The sequence below is a fragment of the Gluconobacter sp. P1C6_b genome, assembly GCF_018811945.1.
GTDB lineage: Bacteria > Pseudomonadota > Alphaproteobacteria > Acetobacterales > Acetobacteraceae > Gluconobacter.
This window is the reverse complement of the sequence record NZ_JACRVU010000003.1, coordinates 125,684-141,116: the sequence shown is the minus strand read 5'-3', so window position 1 is coordinate 141,116 and position 15,433 is coordinate 125,684. Positions and strand designations below refer to the sequence as shown.

Sequence of the window (15,433 nt, the reverse complement as noted above, 5' to 3'; positions counted from 1 at the left end):
GCATGGAATACGATATCAAGACCCTCGATAATGGTAGCGCAGGCTCTGTCGCGCTTCCGGAAGAGATTTTCGCGGTCACTCCGCGCTCTGACATCATGGCACGTGTTGTGCACTGGCAGCTCGCAAAGCGCCGTGCCGGTACGCACCGTACGAAGGGCATGGGTGAGATTTCTGGCACGACCAAGAAGCCTTACCGCCAGAAGGGCACGGGTTCTGCCCGTCAGGGCTCCCTGCGTGCACCGCAGTTCCGTACGGGTGGCGTTGTCCATGGTCCGGTCGTTCGCGACCACGGCTATGACCTTCCCAAGAAGGTCCGTCGTCTCGGCCTGATCTGCGCCTTGTCGCAGAAGGCAGCCGAGGGCAAGCTGATCGTTCTCGATGCAGCCAACGGTGTCACCAAGACCCGTGAAGCCGCAGCGAAGATCAAGGCCCTGGGCTGGACGTCCGCGCTGATCGTTGATGGCGCTGTTGACGAGCAGTTCGCTCGCGCAATCGCCAATCTGCCGAAGATCGACGTTCTGCCGACCATTGGTGCAAACGTCTATGACATCCTCAACCACGACGTGCTGGTCATCACCCGCGCCGGTCTTGAGGGTCTTAAGGAGCGTCTGGCATGACCACCAATACCGTCATGAACGCACACAAGACGGCACAGAACATGTCGCAGGAAGCCCTGTACGACGTGGTCCGTGCACCGCTGATCACCGAAAAGGCTACGCTTCTTTCCGAGCGTAACCAGGTGGTGTTCAAGGTCGCTCCCGGTGCGACGAAGCCTCAGATCAAGGCTGCGGTTGAGAAGCTCTTCAATGTGAAGGTTACCGGCGTGAACACGCTGGTCCAGAAGGGCAAGGTCAAGCGCGTCAAGGGTCGTCCCGGCCGTCGCTCGGACATCAAGAAGGCGTATGTACAGCTTGCTGAAGGTCAGTCCATTGACCTTACAGCCAAGCTGGGCTGACGCGGGGTAGGATACCATGGCACTCAAGCACTTTAATCCCACGACGCCGAGCACACGCGGCACCGTGCTGATTGACCGCAGCGAGCTCTTCAAGGGCAAGCCGGTCAAGCAGCTGACGGAAGGCAAGAACAAGTCGGGCGGCCGTAACAATCACGGTCGCACCACGGTTCGTTTCCGTGGCGGCGGGCACAAGCAGTCCTATCGTTATGTCGACTTCAAGCGTCGCAAGTTCGATGTGGCCGCAACGGTCGAGCGTCTCGAATACGATCCGAACCGCACGGCGTTCATTGCGCTGATCAAGTATGAAGATGGCGAGCTCGCCTACATCCTTGCTCCGCAGCGCGTGAAGGTTGGCGATCGCGTCATCTCCGGCGCCCATACGGACGTCAAGCCTGGCAACGCCATGCCGCTGGGTGCAATGCCGGTCGGAACGATCGTGCACAACATCGAGCTCAAGCAGGGCGCTGGTGGCAAGCTGGCCCGCTCCGCTGGCACGTATGCCCAGCTGGTTGGCAAGGATGCCGGCTACGCACAGGTCAAGCTGCAGTCCGGTGAGCTGCGTCTTGTTCGCGGTGAATGCATGGCAACCGTTGGTGCCGTGTCCAACCCGGACAATATGAACCAGCACATGGGCAAGGCCGGTCGTTCCCGCTGGCTCGGACGTCGCCCGCATAACCGTGGCGTTGTCATGAACCCGGTTGACCATCCGCATGGTGGTGGTGAAGGCCGGACCTCTGGTGGCCGTCATCCGGTTACGCCGTGGGGTGTTCCGACCAAGGGTTACAAGACGCGTGTTAACAAAAAGACGGATAGCCTGATCATCCGTCGCCGTAAGTCCGGCAAGTAAGAGGGGGCAAACAGAGATGGCACGTTCCGTCTGGAAGGGCCCGTTCGTTGACGGGTATCTGTTCGGTAAGGCTGAAGCGTCCCGCGCTTCGGGTCGTAATGAAGTGATCAAGATCTGGTCGCGTCGTTCGACGATCCTTCCGCAGTTCGTCGGGCTTACGTTCGGCGTCTATAATGGTCACAAGTTCCTGCCTGTGCAGGTCACGGAGAACATGGTCGGTCACAAGTTCGGTGAGTTCTCGCCGACGCGGACCTACACCGGTCATGGCTCTGACAAGAAGTCGAAGCGGGGCTGAAAATGAGCAAGCCGAAGCACATCCGCACGCTCGCTGATACGGAAGCGCAGGCAGTTGCCCGCAACATCCGCGTCAGCCCGCGCAAGCTGAACCTGGTCGCGGCGATGATCCGCAACCAGCCGGCTGACAAGGCTATCGCCGCTCTGACCTTCTCGCGTCGTCGTATCGCGCAGCAGGTCAAGAAGACTCTTGAGAGCGCCGTGGCCAATGCTGAGAACAATCACCAGCTCGATGTCGATCAGCTGGTGGTCAAGACGGCAGAAGTGGGCAAGTCCATCGTTATGAAGCGTTTCCACGCTCGTGGCCGTGGTCGTTCCGCTCGCGTCGAGAAGTTCTTCAGCCACCTGAAGATTGTTGTTGCCGAGCGTGCAGAAGCACCGGAAGAGACGAAGCCGTCTCGCGGAACCAACAAAGAGCAGAAGGCAGCCTGATCCATGGGACACAAGGTCAATCCGATCGGGCTTCGGCTCGGCGTCAACCGTACTTGGGACAGCCGCTGGTACGCTGGTCAAGACTACGCACGTCTGCTGCATGAAGACCTGAAGCTTCGTGCATTCCTGCGTCGCAAGCTGTCCGGCGCAGGCGTGTCCCGCGTTGTTATCGAGCGTCCGGCCAAGAAGCCCCGCGTGACGATCTACGCCGCCCGTCCGGGCGTCGTGATCGGCAAGAAGGGTCAGGACATCGACGCGCTCCGCAAGGAACTGAGCCGCATGGCGAAGACCGACGTGGCGCTGAACATCGTCGAGATCCGCAAGCCGGAAATCGATGCGACCCTCGTTGCCGAGAACATTGCTCAGCAGCTGGAACGTCGTGTTGCTTTCCGTCGTGCCATGAAGCGCGCAATTCAGTCCGCAATGCGTCTTGGTGCCCAGGGCATCCGGATCACCTGCGGTGGTCGTCTGGGTGGTGCTGAAATCGCTCGTGCCGAAAAGTATCGTGAGGGACGCGTTCCCCTGCATACGCTTCGCGCCGACATCGATTACGGTACGGCAACTGCCAAGACAACGTATGGCACCTGCGGTGTGAAGGTATGGATCTTCAAGGGTGAGATCCTGGCTCATGACCCGCTGGCACAGGATCGTCGTGCTGCGGAGCAGGCTCCCCAGCGCTAAGACTGTGAGCGAAAGCTCACAGTTCCATTGCTGGTGCTGATTTGAGGATTTAACAACATGCTTTCCCCGAAGCGGACAAAGTTTCGTAAGGCCCACAAGGGCCGCATTCACGGTCTGGCGAAAAGCGGAACCCAGCTGAACTTCGGTGCCTTCGGCCTGAAGGCGCTGGAGCCGGAGCGGATCACCGCTCGCCAGATCGAAGCCTCCCGTCGTGCGATCACGCGTGCCATGAAGCGTGCCGGTCGTGTGTGGATTCGTATCTTTCCGGACACTCCGGTCTCGACAAAGCCTGCAGAAGTGCGTATGGGCTCCGGTAAGGGTAACCCCGAGTACTGGGCAGCACGTGTCAAGCCGGGTCGTATCCTGTTCGAGATCGAAGGCGTTCCGCCTGAGGTTGCCAAGCTGGCCCTGAGTCTGGGCGCTGCAAAGCTTCCGATCAAGACCAAGTTCGTTCAGCGTATCGGAGACGCGTAATGGCCGACACGTACAAGCCTGCCGATCTGCGCGTGAAGAGCGAGGACGAGCTGAACGCTCTTCTGCTCGATCTCAAACGCGAACAGATCAATCACCGTTTTTCGGCTGCCACCGGGCAGTCGGAGAACACAAGCCGCGTCAAGGTCGTGCGCCGTGCAGTAGCACGTATCAAGACACTGGCTCATCAATCGAAGAACCGTGCGGGCGCCAAAACGTCCGCCGCTAAGTCCTGAGAGGAGACGGACGATGCCAAGGCGCGTCCTGACGGGTAGGGTCACGAGCGACAAGATGGACAAGACGGTTACCGTTCTTGTCGATCGTCGCATCATGCATCCGCTCTACAAGAAGTTTATTCGCCGCTCCAAGAAGTATGCGGCTCATGACGAAGAGAACGTCTGCCAGACGGGTGACCTGGTCCGCATTGAAGAATGCGCACCGATCTCCAAGCGCAAGACGTGGTCTGTCGTGTCGCGCAACGGAGAGGATCTGGCTTCTGCCTCCTCTTCCGTCAGCGCATAAGGGGGTAGGCACATGATTCATCCCGAGACCAACCTGGACGTCGCCGACAACTCCGGCGCACGTCGGGTGCAGTGCATCAAGGTGCTGGGCGGTTCCAAGCGGAAGACCGCCTCGGTCGGCGACGTCATTGTCGTGTCCGTCAAGGAAGCAATTCCCCGCGGCAAGGTGAAGAAGGGTGACGTCCATCAGGCCGTTATCGTTCGCACCTCCTACCCGGTCCGTCGTGCAGATGGCTCCGCCATCCGCTTCGACAAGAATGCTGCCGTTCTGCTGAACAAGCAGCAGGAGCCGATTGGTACACGTATCTTTGGCCCGGTGGTTCGTGAACTGCGTGCGCGCAAGTTCATGAAGATCATCTCGCTGGCTCCGGAGGTGCTGTAATGGCTGCTCGTATCAAGAAGGGTGACCAGGTTCTGGTCCTCTCCGGCAAGTCCCGTGGCGTTCGTGGCGAAGTCCTCGCTGTGATGCCGAAGGCCGAGAAGGCTGTTGTGCGTGGCGTGGCCGTTGCCAAGCGTCACACGAAGCCTAACCGCATGGGCGGAGAAGGTGGGATCATCGAGCGCGAAATGCCGATCCACCTGTCCAACCTGAAGCTGGTTGATCCGAAGAGCGGCAAGCCGACGCGCGTTGGTTTCCGTATTCTGGAAGACGGTCGCAAGGTTCGAGTTGCCAAGGCAACCGGCGAAGTGATCGAAGGCTGAGGAGCGCAACAATGAGCGAATATAAAAACGCTTTGCCGCGTCTGCACCAGCGCTACGAAGACGTTCTGAAGAAGCAGCTGCGTGAGCAGTTCGGTTACGCCAACGAACTCCAGGTTCCCAAGCTCGAGAAGATCGTGCTGAACATGGGTGTTGGTGAAGCCGCAGGCGACCAGAAGAAGCTTGATGCTGCTGTTGCGGAAATGACTGTCATTTCCGGTCAGAAGCCCGTCAAGACCCTGGCCCGCAAGGCTATTGCCGGTTTCAAGATCCGTGAAGGCCTGCCCATCGGCTGCAAGGTTACGCTTCGTCGTGCCCGCATGTACGAGTTTCTTGACCGTCTGGTGACGATCGCCATGCCGCGTATCCGCGATTTCCGCGGTCTGCCGGCAAACAAGGGCTTTGATGGACATGGCAACTTCGCCATGGGCATCAAGGAACAGATCGTGTTTCCTGAGATCGAATATGACAAGATCGATGCCGTCCGCGGCATGGATATCATTTTCGTGACCAGCGCCAAGTCTGATGCTGAAGCAAAGGCCCTGCTGAAGGCCTTTGATCTGCCGTTCAACGGCTGATCCATAATTTTTCAGACCGATCACGGTTAAAATCAGGATTCGGCCTTCCATTGGAAGGCCGCTTTCCTTTATAGACACGCTGATTGGAAAACCGTCGGGATAGGCCTGACAGGTTCCGGGAGAAAATTCGAGATGGCGAAGGTCTCAGCGGTAAACCGTAATAACCATCGCGCTGCCCTGGTGAAGCGCGACAAGGAAAAGCGGACCGCTCTCAAGAACATCATCAAGGATCGCACACTGTCGGTTGAAGACCGCTTTGATGCGACCCTCAAGCTGGCCCAGATGCCGCGTAATGGATCCGCTACGCGCGTCCGTCTGCGTTGCAAGCTTTCTGGTCGCCCCCGTGCCAACTATCGCAAGTTCGAGCTGAGCCGTATCGCTCTGCGTGATCTTGCCTCCGCCGGCCAGATTCCTGGCATGGTCAAGTCGAGCTGGTAAAGGGTAGATCGAATGTCTTTGTCTGATCCACTGGGCGATATGCTGACCCGGATCCGCAATGCGCAGCGTGCCCGTCATGCTGTCTGCGTTGCGCCTGCATCCAAGCTGCGCGCAAGCGTTCTGGAAGCTCTGAAGCGTGAGGGCTACATCCGTGGCTTCGCAGCCGAAGAACTCCGCAAGGGTGTTGCACAGCTCCGCATCGAGCTGAAGTATGTAGAAGGCCAGCCGGTCATCAAGGAAATCCATCGCGTTTCCAAGCCCGGCCGTCGCGTCTACTCGAAGATCAAGGAACTTCCGCGCGTTTATGCCGGCCTTGGTGTGTCGATCCTGTCCACCCCGCGTGGCGTCCTGTCGGACGTCGAGGCTCGCGCTGCCAACGTTGGCGGCGAGGTCCTCTGCCGCGTCTTCTAAGGAGGATCGCATGTCTCGCGTAGGTAAATATCCCGTCGAAGTTCCGGCTGGCGTACAGGTTTCCGTTGCTGATGGCTTTTTCAAGGCCAAGGGCAAGCTCGGTGAACTGACCGTTCCAGTGTCCCGTCACGTGGAAGTCAAGATCGAGGGCAGCAACGTTTCCGTCGCTCCTGTCGGTCGTCGCTCCCGCGAAAACTGGACCATGTGGGGAACGACCCGCGCTCTGATCGCCAATACGGTCAAGGGCGTGTCCGACGGCTTCTCCAAGGGGCTTGAAATTCAGGGTACGGGTTTCCGTGCTGCTGTTCAGGGCTCCAACCTGGTGATGAACCTCGGTTTCTCGCACGATGTTGTCTATCCGATTCCGGAAGGCATCAAGATCACCACTCCGCGTCCGACCGCGATTGTCGTTGAAGGTAACGACAAGCAGCGTGTTGGTCAGGTTGCGCTCGATATTCGCAGCTTCCGCAAGCCTGAGCCTTACAAGGGCAAAGGTGTTCGGTACGAGACCGAGGTTCTGCGTCGTAAGGAAGGTAAGAAGAAGTAATGGCATCGCAGCAAGGATTGCAGGAACGTCGCCGTCAGCGGCTGCGCTTCCAGCTTCGTCGCAAGAGCGGCGGCCGGCCGCGTTTGTCGGTCTTCCGTTCCAGCAAGCATATTCACGCCCAGATCATCGACGATGCACAGGGCCGCACACTTGCCAGCGCTTCTACGCTGGAAAAGACGCTCCGCGACGCTGGCAAGACCGGCGCCGACGTGTCTGCGGCTACGGTTATCGGCAAGCTGATTGCCGAGCGCGGTGTTGCCGCTGGCGTCAAGACCGTCGTGTTCGACCGCGGCTCTTATCTGTATCATGGCCGGGTCAAAGCCCTGGCAGAGGCTGCCCGTGAGGGCGGACTCTCGTTCTAAGGAGGATCACACATGGCACGTGAGCCAAGAGAAGGCGGCCGTGGTGGTCGTGAGCGCGAGCAGGGCGATGATCTGGTCGACAAGCTCGTAACCATCAACCGTGTCGCCAAGGTCGTGAAGGGTGGTCGCCGTTTTGCGTTCGCTGCCCTCGTGGTTGTTGGTGACCAGAAGGGACGCGTTGGTTACGGTGCGGGCAAGGCCCGTGAAGTTCCCGAGGCAATCCGCAAGGCAACCGAGCGCGCGAAGCGCACGATGATCCGCGTACCGATGAAGGAGGGGCGTACCCTTCATCACGATACGTTCGGTCACTACGGTGCTGGCAAGGTTGTTGTCCGTGCGGCTGAAGCCGGTACGGGTATTATCGCGGGTGGCCCGATGCGTGCAGTGTTTGAAAGCCTCGGCGTCAATGACGTTGTGGCCAAGAGCCTCGGTACGCGGAACCCGCACAACATGATTAAGGCGACCTTTGCTGCGCTTGAGAAAGCCAGCAGCCCGCGTCATGTTGCTTCCCGTCGCGGCAAGAAGGCTGCAGAACTGTTTGGCAAGCGCGAGCAGGGCCAGACGGAAGCGGAGGTGACAAATGGCTGAGAACGGCAAGACCGTCCAGGTTACGCAGATCGCATCGGTCATCGGTCGTAAACCGGGCCAGGCTGAGACCATCACCGGTCTTGGTCTGCGTGGAATTGGTTCCACGCGTACGCTGGAGGATACTCCGGCCGTGCGTGGAATGATCCGCAAGGTTGCCCACCTCATCAAGGTGGAGGGTTGAAATGAACCTCAACGAACTTCGTGACAACGAGGGCTCTCGTTATCGCAAGAAGCGTCTCGGGCGCGGCATCGGGTCCGGCAAGGGCAAGACGTCGGGCCGTGGCGTCAAGGGTCAGAAGGCTCGTGAGGGCGTGTCCCTCAACGGCTTCGAGGGTGGCCAGCTTCCGCTATACCGTCGTATGCCGAAGCGTGGCTTCGTGAACATCTTCCGCAAGGAATATGCTCCGGTGAACCTCGGTGCGATCTCCAAGGCCATCGAAAGCGGAAAGCTGGACAAGGCTGCAACCGTCAATGAGGAGTCCCTGCGCAAGGCTGGTCTCGTCAACGGTAGCAAGCTGGCCGGTGTCCGTCTTCTTGCCCATGGTGAGCTTTCGCATGGTGTGACCATCGAAGTGGCTGGCGCTTCCGCTGCAGCTCTGGCTGCTGTCGAGAAGGCTGGCGGCACCGTCAAGGTGCTCGAAACCAAGAAGGAAGCTCAGGCTGACGCCTGATATTTCTTCTCCGGGCTTCGGCCCGGAATAGGGTTGGATAGTGAACAGCGTCCCGTGCTTTCGTGCGGTGACGCTGTTTTCATGAAAGGACAGGTGGATGGCTTCCGCAGCAGAGCAGCTCGCCGCCAATCTCAATATGAGTTCGTTTTCCAAGGCGACCGAACTCAAGAAGCGCATCTGGTTCACCTTGGGTGCGCTGATCGTCTATCGGCTTGGCACGTATATTCCGGTTCCCGGCGTGGATGCGACCGTGATGGGGCAGCTTCTGGCCCAGCATCAGGGTGGCATCCTGGGAATGTTCGATATGTTCACGGGTGGTGCGCTTGGGCGTATGACCGTGTTCGCGCTGAACATCATGCCGTATATCAGTGCCTCGATCATCATCCAGCTTCTTTCCACGGCGCTTCCTTCCATGGAAGCAATGAAGAAGGAAGGTGAGGCGGGTCGTAAGAAGCTCAATCAGTACACGCGCTATCTTACGGTTTTCATCGCCCTTTTTCAGGCCTATGGCATTGCCGTGGGGCTTGAGAACATGACGGCGCATGGTGCGAATGCTGTGGTGGCTCCGGGGATGTTCTTCATTGCATCCTGCGTCGTAACGCTTGTGGGCGGTACGATGTTCCTGATGTGGCTTGGAGAGCAGATCACGTCCCGCGGCGTCGGGAACGGAATTTCCCTCATCATTTTCGCGGGTATCGTGGCGAACCTGCCGCATGCCCTGGCCAGTCTTTTCGAACTGGGACGGACGGGGGCTCTTTCGCCCATTTTCGTTGTGATCTTTCTTGTTCTGGCGATTGCAGTCATCGGCTTCATCGTCTTCATGGAACAGGCACAGCGTCGCGTCGTGATCCAGTATCCGAAGCGTCAGGTTGGAAACCGCATTTTTGGCGGTGATTCCACTCACATGCCGCTGAAGGTCAATACTGCTGGCGTCATCCCGCCCATCTTTGCGTCCTCCGTTCTCCTGATTCCGGTGACCATCTCCGGCTTCATGAACGGGCATTCGATGCCGGGATGGCTCTCGGTTCTGGGCCAGCAGCTTGGGCAGGGTCAGCCGCTGTACATGCTGTTCTATGCAGCGATGATTCTGTTCTTCTCCTATTTCTATGCGGCGATCACGTTCAATCCCGAGGAAACTGCGGAAAACCTGCGCAAGCAGGGGGGCTTCATCCCGGGTATTCGTCCAGGCGCAAGCACTGCAACGTATTTCGACAAGATCCTTTCCCGTCTGACGGCGATTGGTGCGATGTATCTTGTGGTGGTGTGCCTGTTGCCGCAGATCCTGATCAGCAAATATAACGTGCCGTTCTATTTCGGTGGCACCAGCCTGATCATTATCGTGTCGGTCACGATTGATACGGTGACACAGGTTCAGTCCCATCTGGTGGCGCACCAGTATTCGGGCCTGATCCGCAAACAGCGTAGCCGCGGTTCCCGTGGTGGCATTCCGGGAGGCTCGAAGCGTCGATGAACATCATTCTTCTTGGGCCGCCGGGGGCAGGCAAGGGAACCCAGGCCAAACGTCTTGAAGCTCTCTATGGCTTCAAGCAGATTTCCACCGGCGACATGCTGCGGGCTGAAGTCGCTGCGGGTTCGGCGATTGGCAACGAAGCCAAGGCGATCATGGAGAAGGGGCAGTTTGTTCCCGATCCGATCATCGTCGCCATGATCCAGAACCGGATTGCACAGCCGGACTGCGAGCGGGGCTTTATTCTTGATGGCTTTCCGCGGACCGAAAGTCAGGCTGAGGCGCTGGACACCATGCTGTCCGCGCGCGGTCTGACGATCGATGCCGTTATCCTTCTGGATGTCAACGAAGAGGAACTCGTTGAGCGGATCGCCAGCCGCCGGGGCGAGGATGGAACACGGCGCCCGGATGACAATCCCGATGTGGTCCGTGCCCGTCTGGATGTCTATCGCAAGCAGACCGCGCCCATCCTTCCTTATTATGAGAAGGCCGGCCGCCTGCTGCATGTCGATGGCATGAAAGATGTTGAGAGCGTTGGCAAAGAGATCGATGCCATCGTTGCGGCAGCGAAGAAACACTGAGTATTCTGACAGAATCACGAAAAAGTGATCTCTATCATTTGACTCAGGTAGGGTGGGCAGTATATTGCGCGCCCTCGACACAGGTGCAGTCAGGCCGTGTATGCGCATGCCGGAATCGGCAGGTGACAGGTCCGGCTGCGAGATAATCGACCTGGCCACGGCCGGGCACGTAACAGTCTGGTACGGCCCTGAGCCGTTCCAATGGGAGTAACAGGCGTGGCACGTATTGCCGGCGTAAACATTCCGACCAACAAGCGGGTCGTCATTGCCCTGCGTTATGTCTACGGCATCGGCCCGTCGACGGCGCAGTCAATCTGCAGCAAGCTCGAAATCCCCGATGCCAAGCGCGTCAACGAGCTGTCTGACGATGAGATCGTGAAGATCCGCGAGCTGATCGATTCCGAACTGCGCGTTGAAGGCGACCTCCGTCGCGAGACCGCAATGAATATCAAGCGTCTGATGGACCTCGGTTGCTACCGTGGTCTTCGTCACCGTCGTGGCCTGCCGGTCCGCGGTCAGCGCACGCACACGAATGCCCGTACCCGCAAGGGCAAGGCCGTGGCGATTGCCGGCAAGAAGAAGGTCACGCGCTAATCCGCGCCTGACATATTCATCGACGTTTTTCGTTAAACTTTTAGGACGACCTCTCTCATGGCCAAGGCCGCTGCTCCGCGTATCCGTAAAAAGGAACGCAAAAATATCATTTCCGGTGTTGCTCACGTGCTTTCCACGTTCAACAACACCATGATCACCATTTCTGACGCACAAGGCAACGCGATTGCCTGGTCGTCGTCGGGTGCGCAGGGGTTCAAAGGCTCCCGTAAGTCCACGCCGTATGCTGCTCAGGTCGCTGCAGAAGATGCCGGCCGCAAGGCACGCGAGCATGGCATGGAAACGCTTGAGATCGAGGTCTCCGGTCCGGGTTCGGGGCGTGAAAGCGCGCTTCGTGCCCTTCAGGCCGTAGGGTTCAACATTACGTCCATCCGCGACATGACGCCCGTGCCGCACAATGGCTGCCGTCCCCGGAAGCGTCGTCGCGTCTGAGTGATGCTTTGCTGCGTATCGCGTGCGATACGCAGCATCTGTAAGTGATTGCATCTTTTGCCGCACCTCTGGTGCGGGCCCAGGTGCCGCCAATTTCCCTTGGCGTGCTTCGTTGTTTGAAAGGCCACGACCTTGGTTCTCCAGAAAAACTGGCAGTCCCTCATCAAGCCGGAGAAGCTTGAAGTCGAGCCCGGACCGGTTGCCTCGCGCATTGCCACTGTCGTGGCCGAGCCTCTGGAACGCGGCTTCGGCATGACGCTCGGTAACGCACTGCGTCGTATTCTCCTGTCGTCGCTGCAGGGCGCTGCCGTGACCGCCATCCAGATCGATGGCGTGCTGCATGAGTTCTCCGCCGTGCCGGGTGTTCGCGAAGACGTCACGGACATCGTCCTGAACGTCAAGCAGCTTGCCCTGCGCATGCATGGTGAAGGCCCCAAGCGCATGATCCTGACGGCCACCGGCCCGGGTGAAGTGACGGCTGGTCAGATCCAGGCGGGTCATGACATCGAGATCATGAATCCTGATCTCGTGATCTGCACGCTCGATGACGGCGTGAAGCTCGGCATGGAATTCACCGTCAATATGGGCAAGGGCTATGTTGCAGCAGCAGCAAACCGTCCGGAAGATGCTCCGATTGGCCTGATTCCCATCGATGCGATCTATTCGCCGGTGCGTCGGGTTTCCTACAAGATCGAGCAGACGCGTGTCGGTCAGGTCACTGACTATGACAAGCTGCTGCTGACGGTCGAGACCAACGGTGCGGTGACGCCGGAAGACAGCTTGGCTCTTGCAGCCCGGATTCTTCAGGATCAGCTGCAGCTGTTCATCAACTTCGATGAGCCGCGTCCGGTCCAGCATGAAGAGCCGCAGGATGACCTGCCGTTCAACCGCAATCTTCTCCGCAAGGTTGACGAACTCGAGCTGTCGGTGCGTAGCGCCAACTGCCTCAAGAACGACAACATTGTCTATATTGGCGATCTGGTGCAGAAGTCCGAACAGGAAATGCTCCGCACGCCTAATTTCGGGCGCAAGTCGCTCAACGAGATCAAGGAAGTTCTCACCGGTATGGGGCTGTCGCTCGGCATGAGCGTCCCGGCCTGGCCGCCCGAGAACATCGAGGATCTGGCCAAGCGTCTCGACGAGACGTTCTGAGAACTTTCAAGGTAAGGAAAACTAGCAATGCGTCATGGTGTGAGCGGGCGTAAGCTCAACGTCACCTCTTCTCACCGCGCTGCCATGTTCCGCAACATGGCCGTGGCTCTCATCAAGCACGAGCAGATCACGACGACGCTGCCGAAGGCGAAGGAACTTCGCCCGGTGGTCGAGAAGCTGATCACGCTCGGCAAGCGTGGCGATCTGCACGCCCGTCGTCAGGCTTTCGCACAGCTTCGTGACGACGCCGTCGTGACGAAGCTGTTCTCGGCTGTTGCCGAGCGCTACAAGGGACGTGCCGGTGGCTACTCCCGCGTCCTGAAGGCTGGCGTCCGTTATGGCGACAATGCCGATATGGCCGTGATCGAGTTGGTCGATCGTGACGTCGCTGCAAAGGGTCAGGACAGCGGACCGAAGCAGAACGTTGCAGAGGAGCAGGAAGCCGCCTGAGGCTCCTGTTTTCGAAGCTTTGAAAAAGGCCGGGGCAGGAATGCCCCGGCCTTTTTTGATTCGTGGTTTCTTTGCCACGATGTTGTGTGATATGCATTCCCCACTCTTTGCAGACCCATTCCTGCCCTGTGTCGGGACAGCGTGAAATTCCGTTTCCTCACGGGAGCGGTTGCCGCCCTTTTGGAGAACGTTCCGCCGTTCTTCGCGGTGGGTCTGCACAATTCTGAGAAACAGGTCCGAGCACTCTCGTAGGGCCTGCCACGACGCATCGAATATGTATCCCGGCAATGAGGCCCGGATGGGTTCGTGATGCGTCTAGCGTTTGGAGAGCGTTATAATGTCCGAATCTTCCCCCCCCAAGCACGGGCTTGCGGAAGCCCTTGGGATACCCAGAGCCCTGTTCTGGGCATTTGTGGGACAACTCCTGTTCATGGTCGGTGATGGCGTGGAGGCGGGGTATCTTGATACCTACATGCTCCATCACGGCCATACGCAGGGTTTCGTGAACGAAATGTTCACTTTCTACGGGATCACCGTGATGATCGCCGCCTGGTTCTCCGGGCCGCTGTCGGATCTCATGGGGCCGAAGAAAGTCATGTGGCTTGGTCTCATCCTGTGGGCCATTCTTGAAGTGGGCTTCCTGTCTCTGGGTCTTGGACCCAACAGCGGACCGATGATCCTGCTTTTCTATACGCTTCGCGGTTTTGCCTATCCGCTCTTTGCGTATGGTTTCCTTGTCTGGATTGCCGCCGCCACGCCGACCGCCATGCTGGGTTCGGCTGCAGGCTGGTTCTGGTTTTCCTTCTCTGCCGGCCTGCCGACGCTTGGCTCGCAGTTCGCCCGTTTTGCCATTCCGCAGATCGGTGAGCTTCGGACCTTCTGGTGCTCCCTCGGACTGGTGATCATTGGTGGTCTTGTCGCTCTGCTGTTTACACATGAGCCGACCGGCAAGAAGCGCCTTCTGCCGGACCATGTTCCGACCAAGGACATTTTCTTTGGTTCCATGAGCATCATGTGGCGTGAGCCGAAGACGCTGATCGCTGGCATTGTCCGCGTGATCGACACGTCTTCGGAATATGCTTTTCTGGCAATCATGCCGGCGTTCTTCGTGGACCATCTCGGGTTTTCCCTGGGCCAGTGGCTGAACCTGCTGTCGCTCATCTTCCTGAGCAACATCCTGTTCAATCTCGTCTCCGGTATGGTGGCGGATAGCCTTGGGCACCGGTTCGTTGTGGCCGTGTTCGGTGGCATTGGCGGCTTTATCGCCATTCCGCTGTTCTATTATGTCCCGCTGTGGTTCCCCGGAAACTTCTGGGCCGTGGCCGCCGCAGGCATTTTCTATGGTGCGACCGTGGCGGCGTTCGTTCCACTGTCCGGCCTGATGCCGCAGATCTGTCCGCGTGAGAAAGCTGCTGCCCTGTCCATTCTGGGTCTGGGTGCAGGTGCATCCACCTGGGTTGGTCCGGCAGTTGTGGCTGGCTGTGAGGCTGTTTTCGGTCCGGGCATGCAGTATGTGATCTGGACCTTTGCCGTGATCTATCTGGCTTCTGCCGGCATGACGATGGCTCTGACCATCTCACCGGAAGCTCGTCGCTACAGCGAAGAAGCTGCGGCACGGGGCGAGAACGCTCCAGTGGTTGGGCACTGAGTTCAGGGCATTCCGTCATCGCCCTGACACTGTAAAAGAAGGGGGCAGTCCGGGATCGGGCTGCCCCCTTCCGCGTTGGGAGGCAGTCATGTCAAGGAGAAGAGCTATGGACGCCGATCTGGAACAGTATCTGGAGGCAGGGGTAGGGCGGTTGCAGGGCGATGCCAGCACCTGCCCCTGGATGAACGGGTTTGAGAAAAAAGTTTCCAGTGCTGCAAGAGAAACAGAGGCACTTGTCAGCGATTTGATGGTGGATCAGCCGCTTTTCTGGTTGCTGACCTCATTTTTCATCGGGATTTTGTTGGGAAAAGGTCTTTTTCGGAAAAGTTAAACTTCCGCAGGCGCGTCACGTTACGACATGACCACGAACTCTTGGGCGAGGAGCCTGCGTCATGCTGCACTATGCGATTGTTTTCTTTATCATTTCCATCATTGCCGGTGTTTTCGGCTTTTCTGGTATTTCGGCCGCAACGGCTGGGATCGCCAAGCTGTTCTTCATCGTCTTCCTGGTCCTGGCAGTGCTGGCCATTCTCGCAGGTGTCGCGGGGCTGCACGCTCTCTGATTTCGGCAGACGGGGCGGATATGAAAAGGGCG

General features: G+C 58.6%; 28 protein-coding genes. All 28 read left to right on the top strand.

All coding sequences use genetic code 11. The features are described 5' to 3' along the window. The first annotated feature begins 2 nt into the window (after positions 1-2). The 28 genes from rplD to KP701_RS03740 all read left to right on the top strand — a co-directional run bounded on the left by rplD (position 3) and on the right by KP701_RS03740 (position 15,401). Positions 3-617 (top strand): 50S ribosomal protein L4, encoded by a 615-nt coding sequence (gene rplD / locus KP701_RS03875; RefSeq protein WP_011251965.1) that lies wholly within the window; start codon positions 3-5, stop codon positions 615-617. 41 nt (positions 618-658) lie between these two features. Further along, the gene (locus KP701_RS03870) at positions 659-955 is read left to right on the top strand and encodes a 50S ribosomal protein L23 (RefSeq protein ID WP_172492046.1); all 297 of its coding nucleotides are present in this window, start codon (positions 659-661) and stop codon (positions 953-955) included. A 16-nt stretch (positions 956-971) separates the two neighbouring features. Next, positions 972-1,802, top strand: coding sequence for a 50S ribosomal protein L2 (rplB, locus tag KP701_RS03865; protein WP_011251963.1), 831 nt, complete (start codon positions 972-974; stop codon positions 1,800-1,802). Between the two features lie 16 nt (positions 1,803-1,818). Then, complete coding sequence (rpsS, locus tag KP701_RS03860) at positions 1,819-2,097, top strand: 30S ribosomal protein S19 (protein ID WP_011251962.1); 279 nt, start codon at positions 1,819-1,821, stop codon at positions 2,095-2,097. Between the two features lie 2 nt (positions 2,098-2,099). Next, positions 2,100-2,528 (top strand): 50S ribosomal protein L22, encoded by a 429-nt coding sequence (gene rplV, locus KP701_RS03855; RefSeq protein ID WP_011251961.1) that lies wholly within the window; start codon positions 2,100-2,102, stop codon positions 2,526-2,528. Positions 2,529-2,531: 3 nt separating this feature from the next. Then, positions 2,532-3,209: a 30S ribosomal protein S3 gene (gene rpsC, locus KP701_RS03850; protein ID WP_011251960.1), complete on the top strand. Its 678-nt coding sequence runs from the start codon at positions 2,532-2,534 to the stop codon at positions 3,207-3,209. Positions 3,210-3,266: 57 nt separating this feature from the next. Beyond that, positions 3,267-3,683 (top strand): 50S ribosomal protein L16, encoded by a 417-nt coding sequence (rplP, locus tag KP701_RS03845; protein WP_011251959.1) that lies wholly within the window; start codon positions 3,267-3,269, stop codon positions 3,681-3,683. After that, a complete protein-coding gene (rpmC, locus tag KP701_RS03840) occupies positions 3,683-3,916 on the top strand; it encodes a 50S ribosomal protein L29 (RefSeq protein ID WP_225198434.1) in 234 nt (77 codons plus the stop codon). The genes rplP and rpmC overlap by 1 nt, the downstream gene beginning before the upstream one ends. Before the next feature lie 13 nt (positions 3,917-3,929). Next, positions 3,930-4,202: a 30S ribosomal protein S17 gene (gene rpsQ, locus KP701_RS03835; RefSeq protein ID WP_024717239.1), complete on the top strand. Its 273-nt coding sequence runs from the start codon at positions 3,930-3,932 to the stop codon at positions 4,200-4,202. 12 nt (positions 4,203-4,214) lie between these two features. Next, positions 4,215-4,583: a 50S ribosomal protein L14 gene (rplN, locus tag KP701_RS03830; protein WP_011251956.1), complete on the top strand. Its 369-nt coding sequence runs from the start codon at positions 4,215-4,217 to the stop codon at positions 4,581-4,583. Next, entirely contained in the window at positions 4,583-4,903 is a 321-nt protein-coding gene (gene rplX, locus KP701_RS03825; RefSeq protein WP_011251955.1) for a 50S ribosomal protein L24, read from the top strand. The genes rplN and rplX overlap by 1 nt, the downstream gene beginning before the upstream one ends. Positions 4,904-4,914: 11 nt before the next feature. Further along, positions 4,915-5,478, top strand: coding sequence for a 50S ribosomal protein L5 (gene rplE / locus KP701_RS03820; protein WP_011251954.1), 564 nt, complete (start codon positions 4,915-4,917; stop codon positions 5,476-5,478). Between the two features lie 132 nt (positions 5,479-5,610). Next, entirely contained in the window at positions 5,611-5,916 is a 306-nt protein-coding gene (gene rpsN, locus KP701_RS03815; protein WP_011251953.1) for a 30S ribosomal protein S14, read from the top strand. Between the two features lie 12 nt (positions 5,917-5,928). Beyond that, positions 5,929-6,327 carry a 30S ribosomal protein S8 gene (gene rpsH, locus KP701_RS03810; protein WP_011251952.1) on the top strand — a complete coding sequence of 133 codons (399 nt, stop codon included), beginning with the start codon at positions 5,929-5,931 and terminating at the stop codon, positions 6,325-6,327. A gap of 10 nt (positions 6,328-6,337) precedes the next feature. Continuing rightward, positions 6,338-6,874 carry a 50S ribosomal protein L6 gene (rplF, locus tag KP701_RS03805; protein ID WP_011251951.1) on the top strand — a complete coding sequence of 179 codons (537 nt, stop codon included), beginning with the start codon at positions 6,338-6,340 and terminating at the stop codon, positions 6,872-6,874. Further along, positions 6,874-7,236 (top strand): 50S ribosomal protein L18, encoded by a 363-nt coding sequence (gene rplR / locus KP701_RS03800; protein ID WP_011251950.1) that lies wholly within the window; start codon positions 6,874-6,876, stop codon positions 7,234-7,236. The genes rplF and rplR overlap by 1 nt, the downstream gene beginning before the upstream one ends. 12 nt (positions 7,237-7,248) lie before the next feature. Beyond that, positions 7,249-7,824, top strand: coding sequence for a 30S ribosomal protein S5 (gene rpsE / locus KP701_RS03795; protein WP_011251949.1), 576 nt, complete (start codon positions 7,249-7,251; stop codon positions 7,822-7,824). Then, entirely contained in the window at positions 7,817-8,005 is a 189-nt protein-coding gene (gene rpmD, locus KP701_RS03790; RefSeq protein ID WP_011251948.1) for a 50S ribosomal protein L30, read from the top strand. Before rpsE ends, rpmD begins: the two co-directional genes overlap by 8 nt. A gap of 1 nt (position 8,006) precedes the next feature. After that, positions 8,007-8,495 carry a 50S ribosomal protein L15 gene (gene rplO / locus KP701_RS03785; protein ID WP_062448930.1) on the top strand — a complete coding sequence of 163 codons (489 nt, stop codon included), beginning with the start codon at positions 8,007-8,009 and terminating at the stop codon, positions 8,493-8,495. 97 nt (positions 8,496-8,592) lie between these two features. After that, positions 8,593-9,966 (top strand): preprotein translocase subunit SecY, encoded by a 1,374-nt coding sequence (gene secY / locus KP701_RS03780; RefSeq protein ID WP_011251946.1) that lies wholly within the window; start codon positions 8,593-8,595, stop codon positions 9,964-9,966. Beyond that, positions 9,963-10,544, top strand: a complete 582-nt coding sequence (locus tag KP701_RS03775; protein WP_062457593.1) for an adenylate kinase — start codon at positions 9,963-9,965, stop codon at positions 10,542-10,544. Before secY ends, KP701_RS03775 begins: the two co-directional genes overlap by 4 nt. A 216-nt stretch (positions 10,545-10,760) precedes the next feature. Next, positions 10,761-11,138 (top strand): 30S ribosomal protein S13, encoded by a 378-nt coding sequence (gene rpsM, locus KP701_RS03770; protein WP_141351563.1) that lies wholly within the window; start codon positions 10,761-10,763, stop codon positions 11,136-11,138. A gap of 57 nt (positions 11,139-11,195) precedes the next feature. Then, positions 11,196-11,588 carry a 30S ribosomal protein S11 gene (gene rpsK / locus KP701_RS03765; RefSeq protein ID WP_011251943.1) on the top strand — a complete coding sequence of 131 codons (393 nt, stop codon included), beginning with the start codon at positions 11,196-11,198 and terminating at the stop codon, positions 11,586-11,588. 132 nt (positions 11,589-11,720) lie between these two features. Continuing rightward, positions 11,721-12,740 (top strand): DNA-directed RNA polymerase subunit alpha, encoded by a 1,020-nt coding sequence (locus KP701_RS03760; protein ID WP_011251942.1) that lies wholly within the window; start codon positions 11,721-11,723, stop codon positions 12,738-12,740. Between the two features lie 27 nt (positions 12,741-12,767). After that, complete coding sequence (gene rplQ, locus KP701_RS03755) at positions 12,768-13,190, top strand: 50S ribosomal protein L17 (protein WP_011251941.1); 423 nt, start codon at positions 12,768-12,770, stop codon at positions 13,188-13,190. Between the two features lie 337 nt (positions 13,191-13,527). Continuing rightward, the gene (locus tag KP701_RS03750) at positions 13,528-14,838 is read left to right on the top strand and encodes an MFS transporter (RefSeq protein ID WP_215745798.1); all 1,311 of its coding nucleotides are present in this window, start codon (positions 13,528-13,530) and stop codon (positions 14,836-14,838) included. A 106-nt stretch (positions 14,839-14,944) separates the two neighbouring features. Further along, on the top strand, positions 14,945-15,169 hold the full coding sequence (locus KP701_RS03745) for a hypothetical protein (RefSeq protein ID WP_215745797.1): 225 nt from the start codon (positions 14,945-14,947) through the stop codon (positions 15,167-15,169). Between the two features lie 61 nt (positions 15,170-15,230). Then, positions 15,231-15,401 carry a DUF1328 domain-containing protein gene (locus tag KP701_RS03740; protein WP_011251938.1) on the top strand — a complete coding sequence of 57 codons (171 nt, stop codon included), beginning with the start codon at positions 15,231-15,233 and terminating at the stop codon, positions 15,399-15,401. Positions 15,402-15,433: the final 32 nt, after the last annotated feature.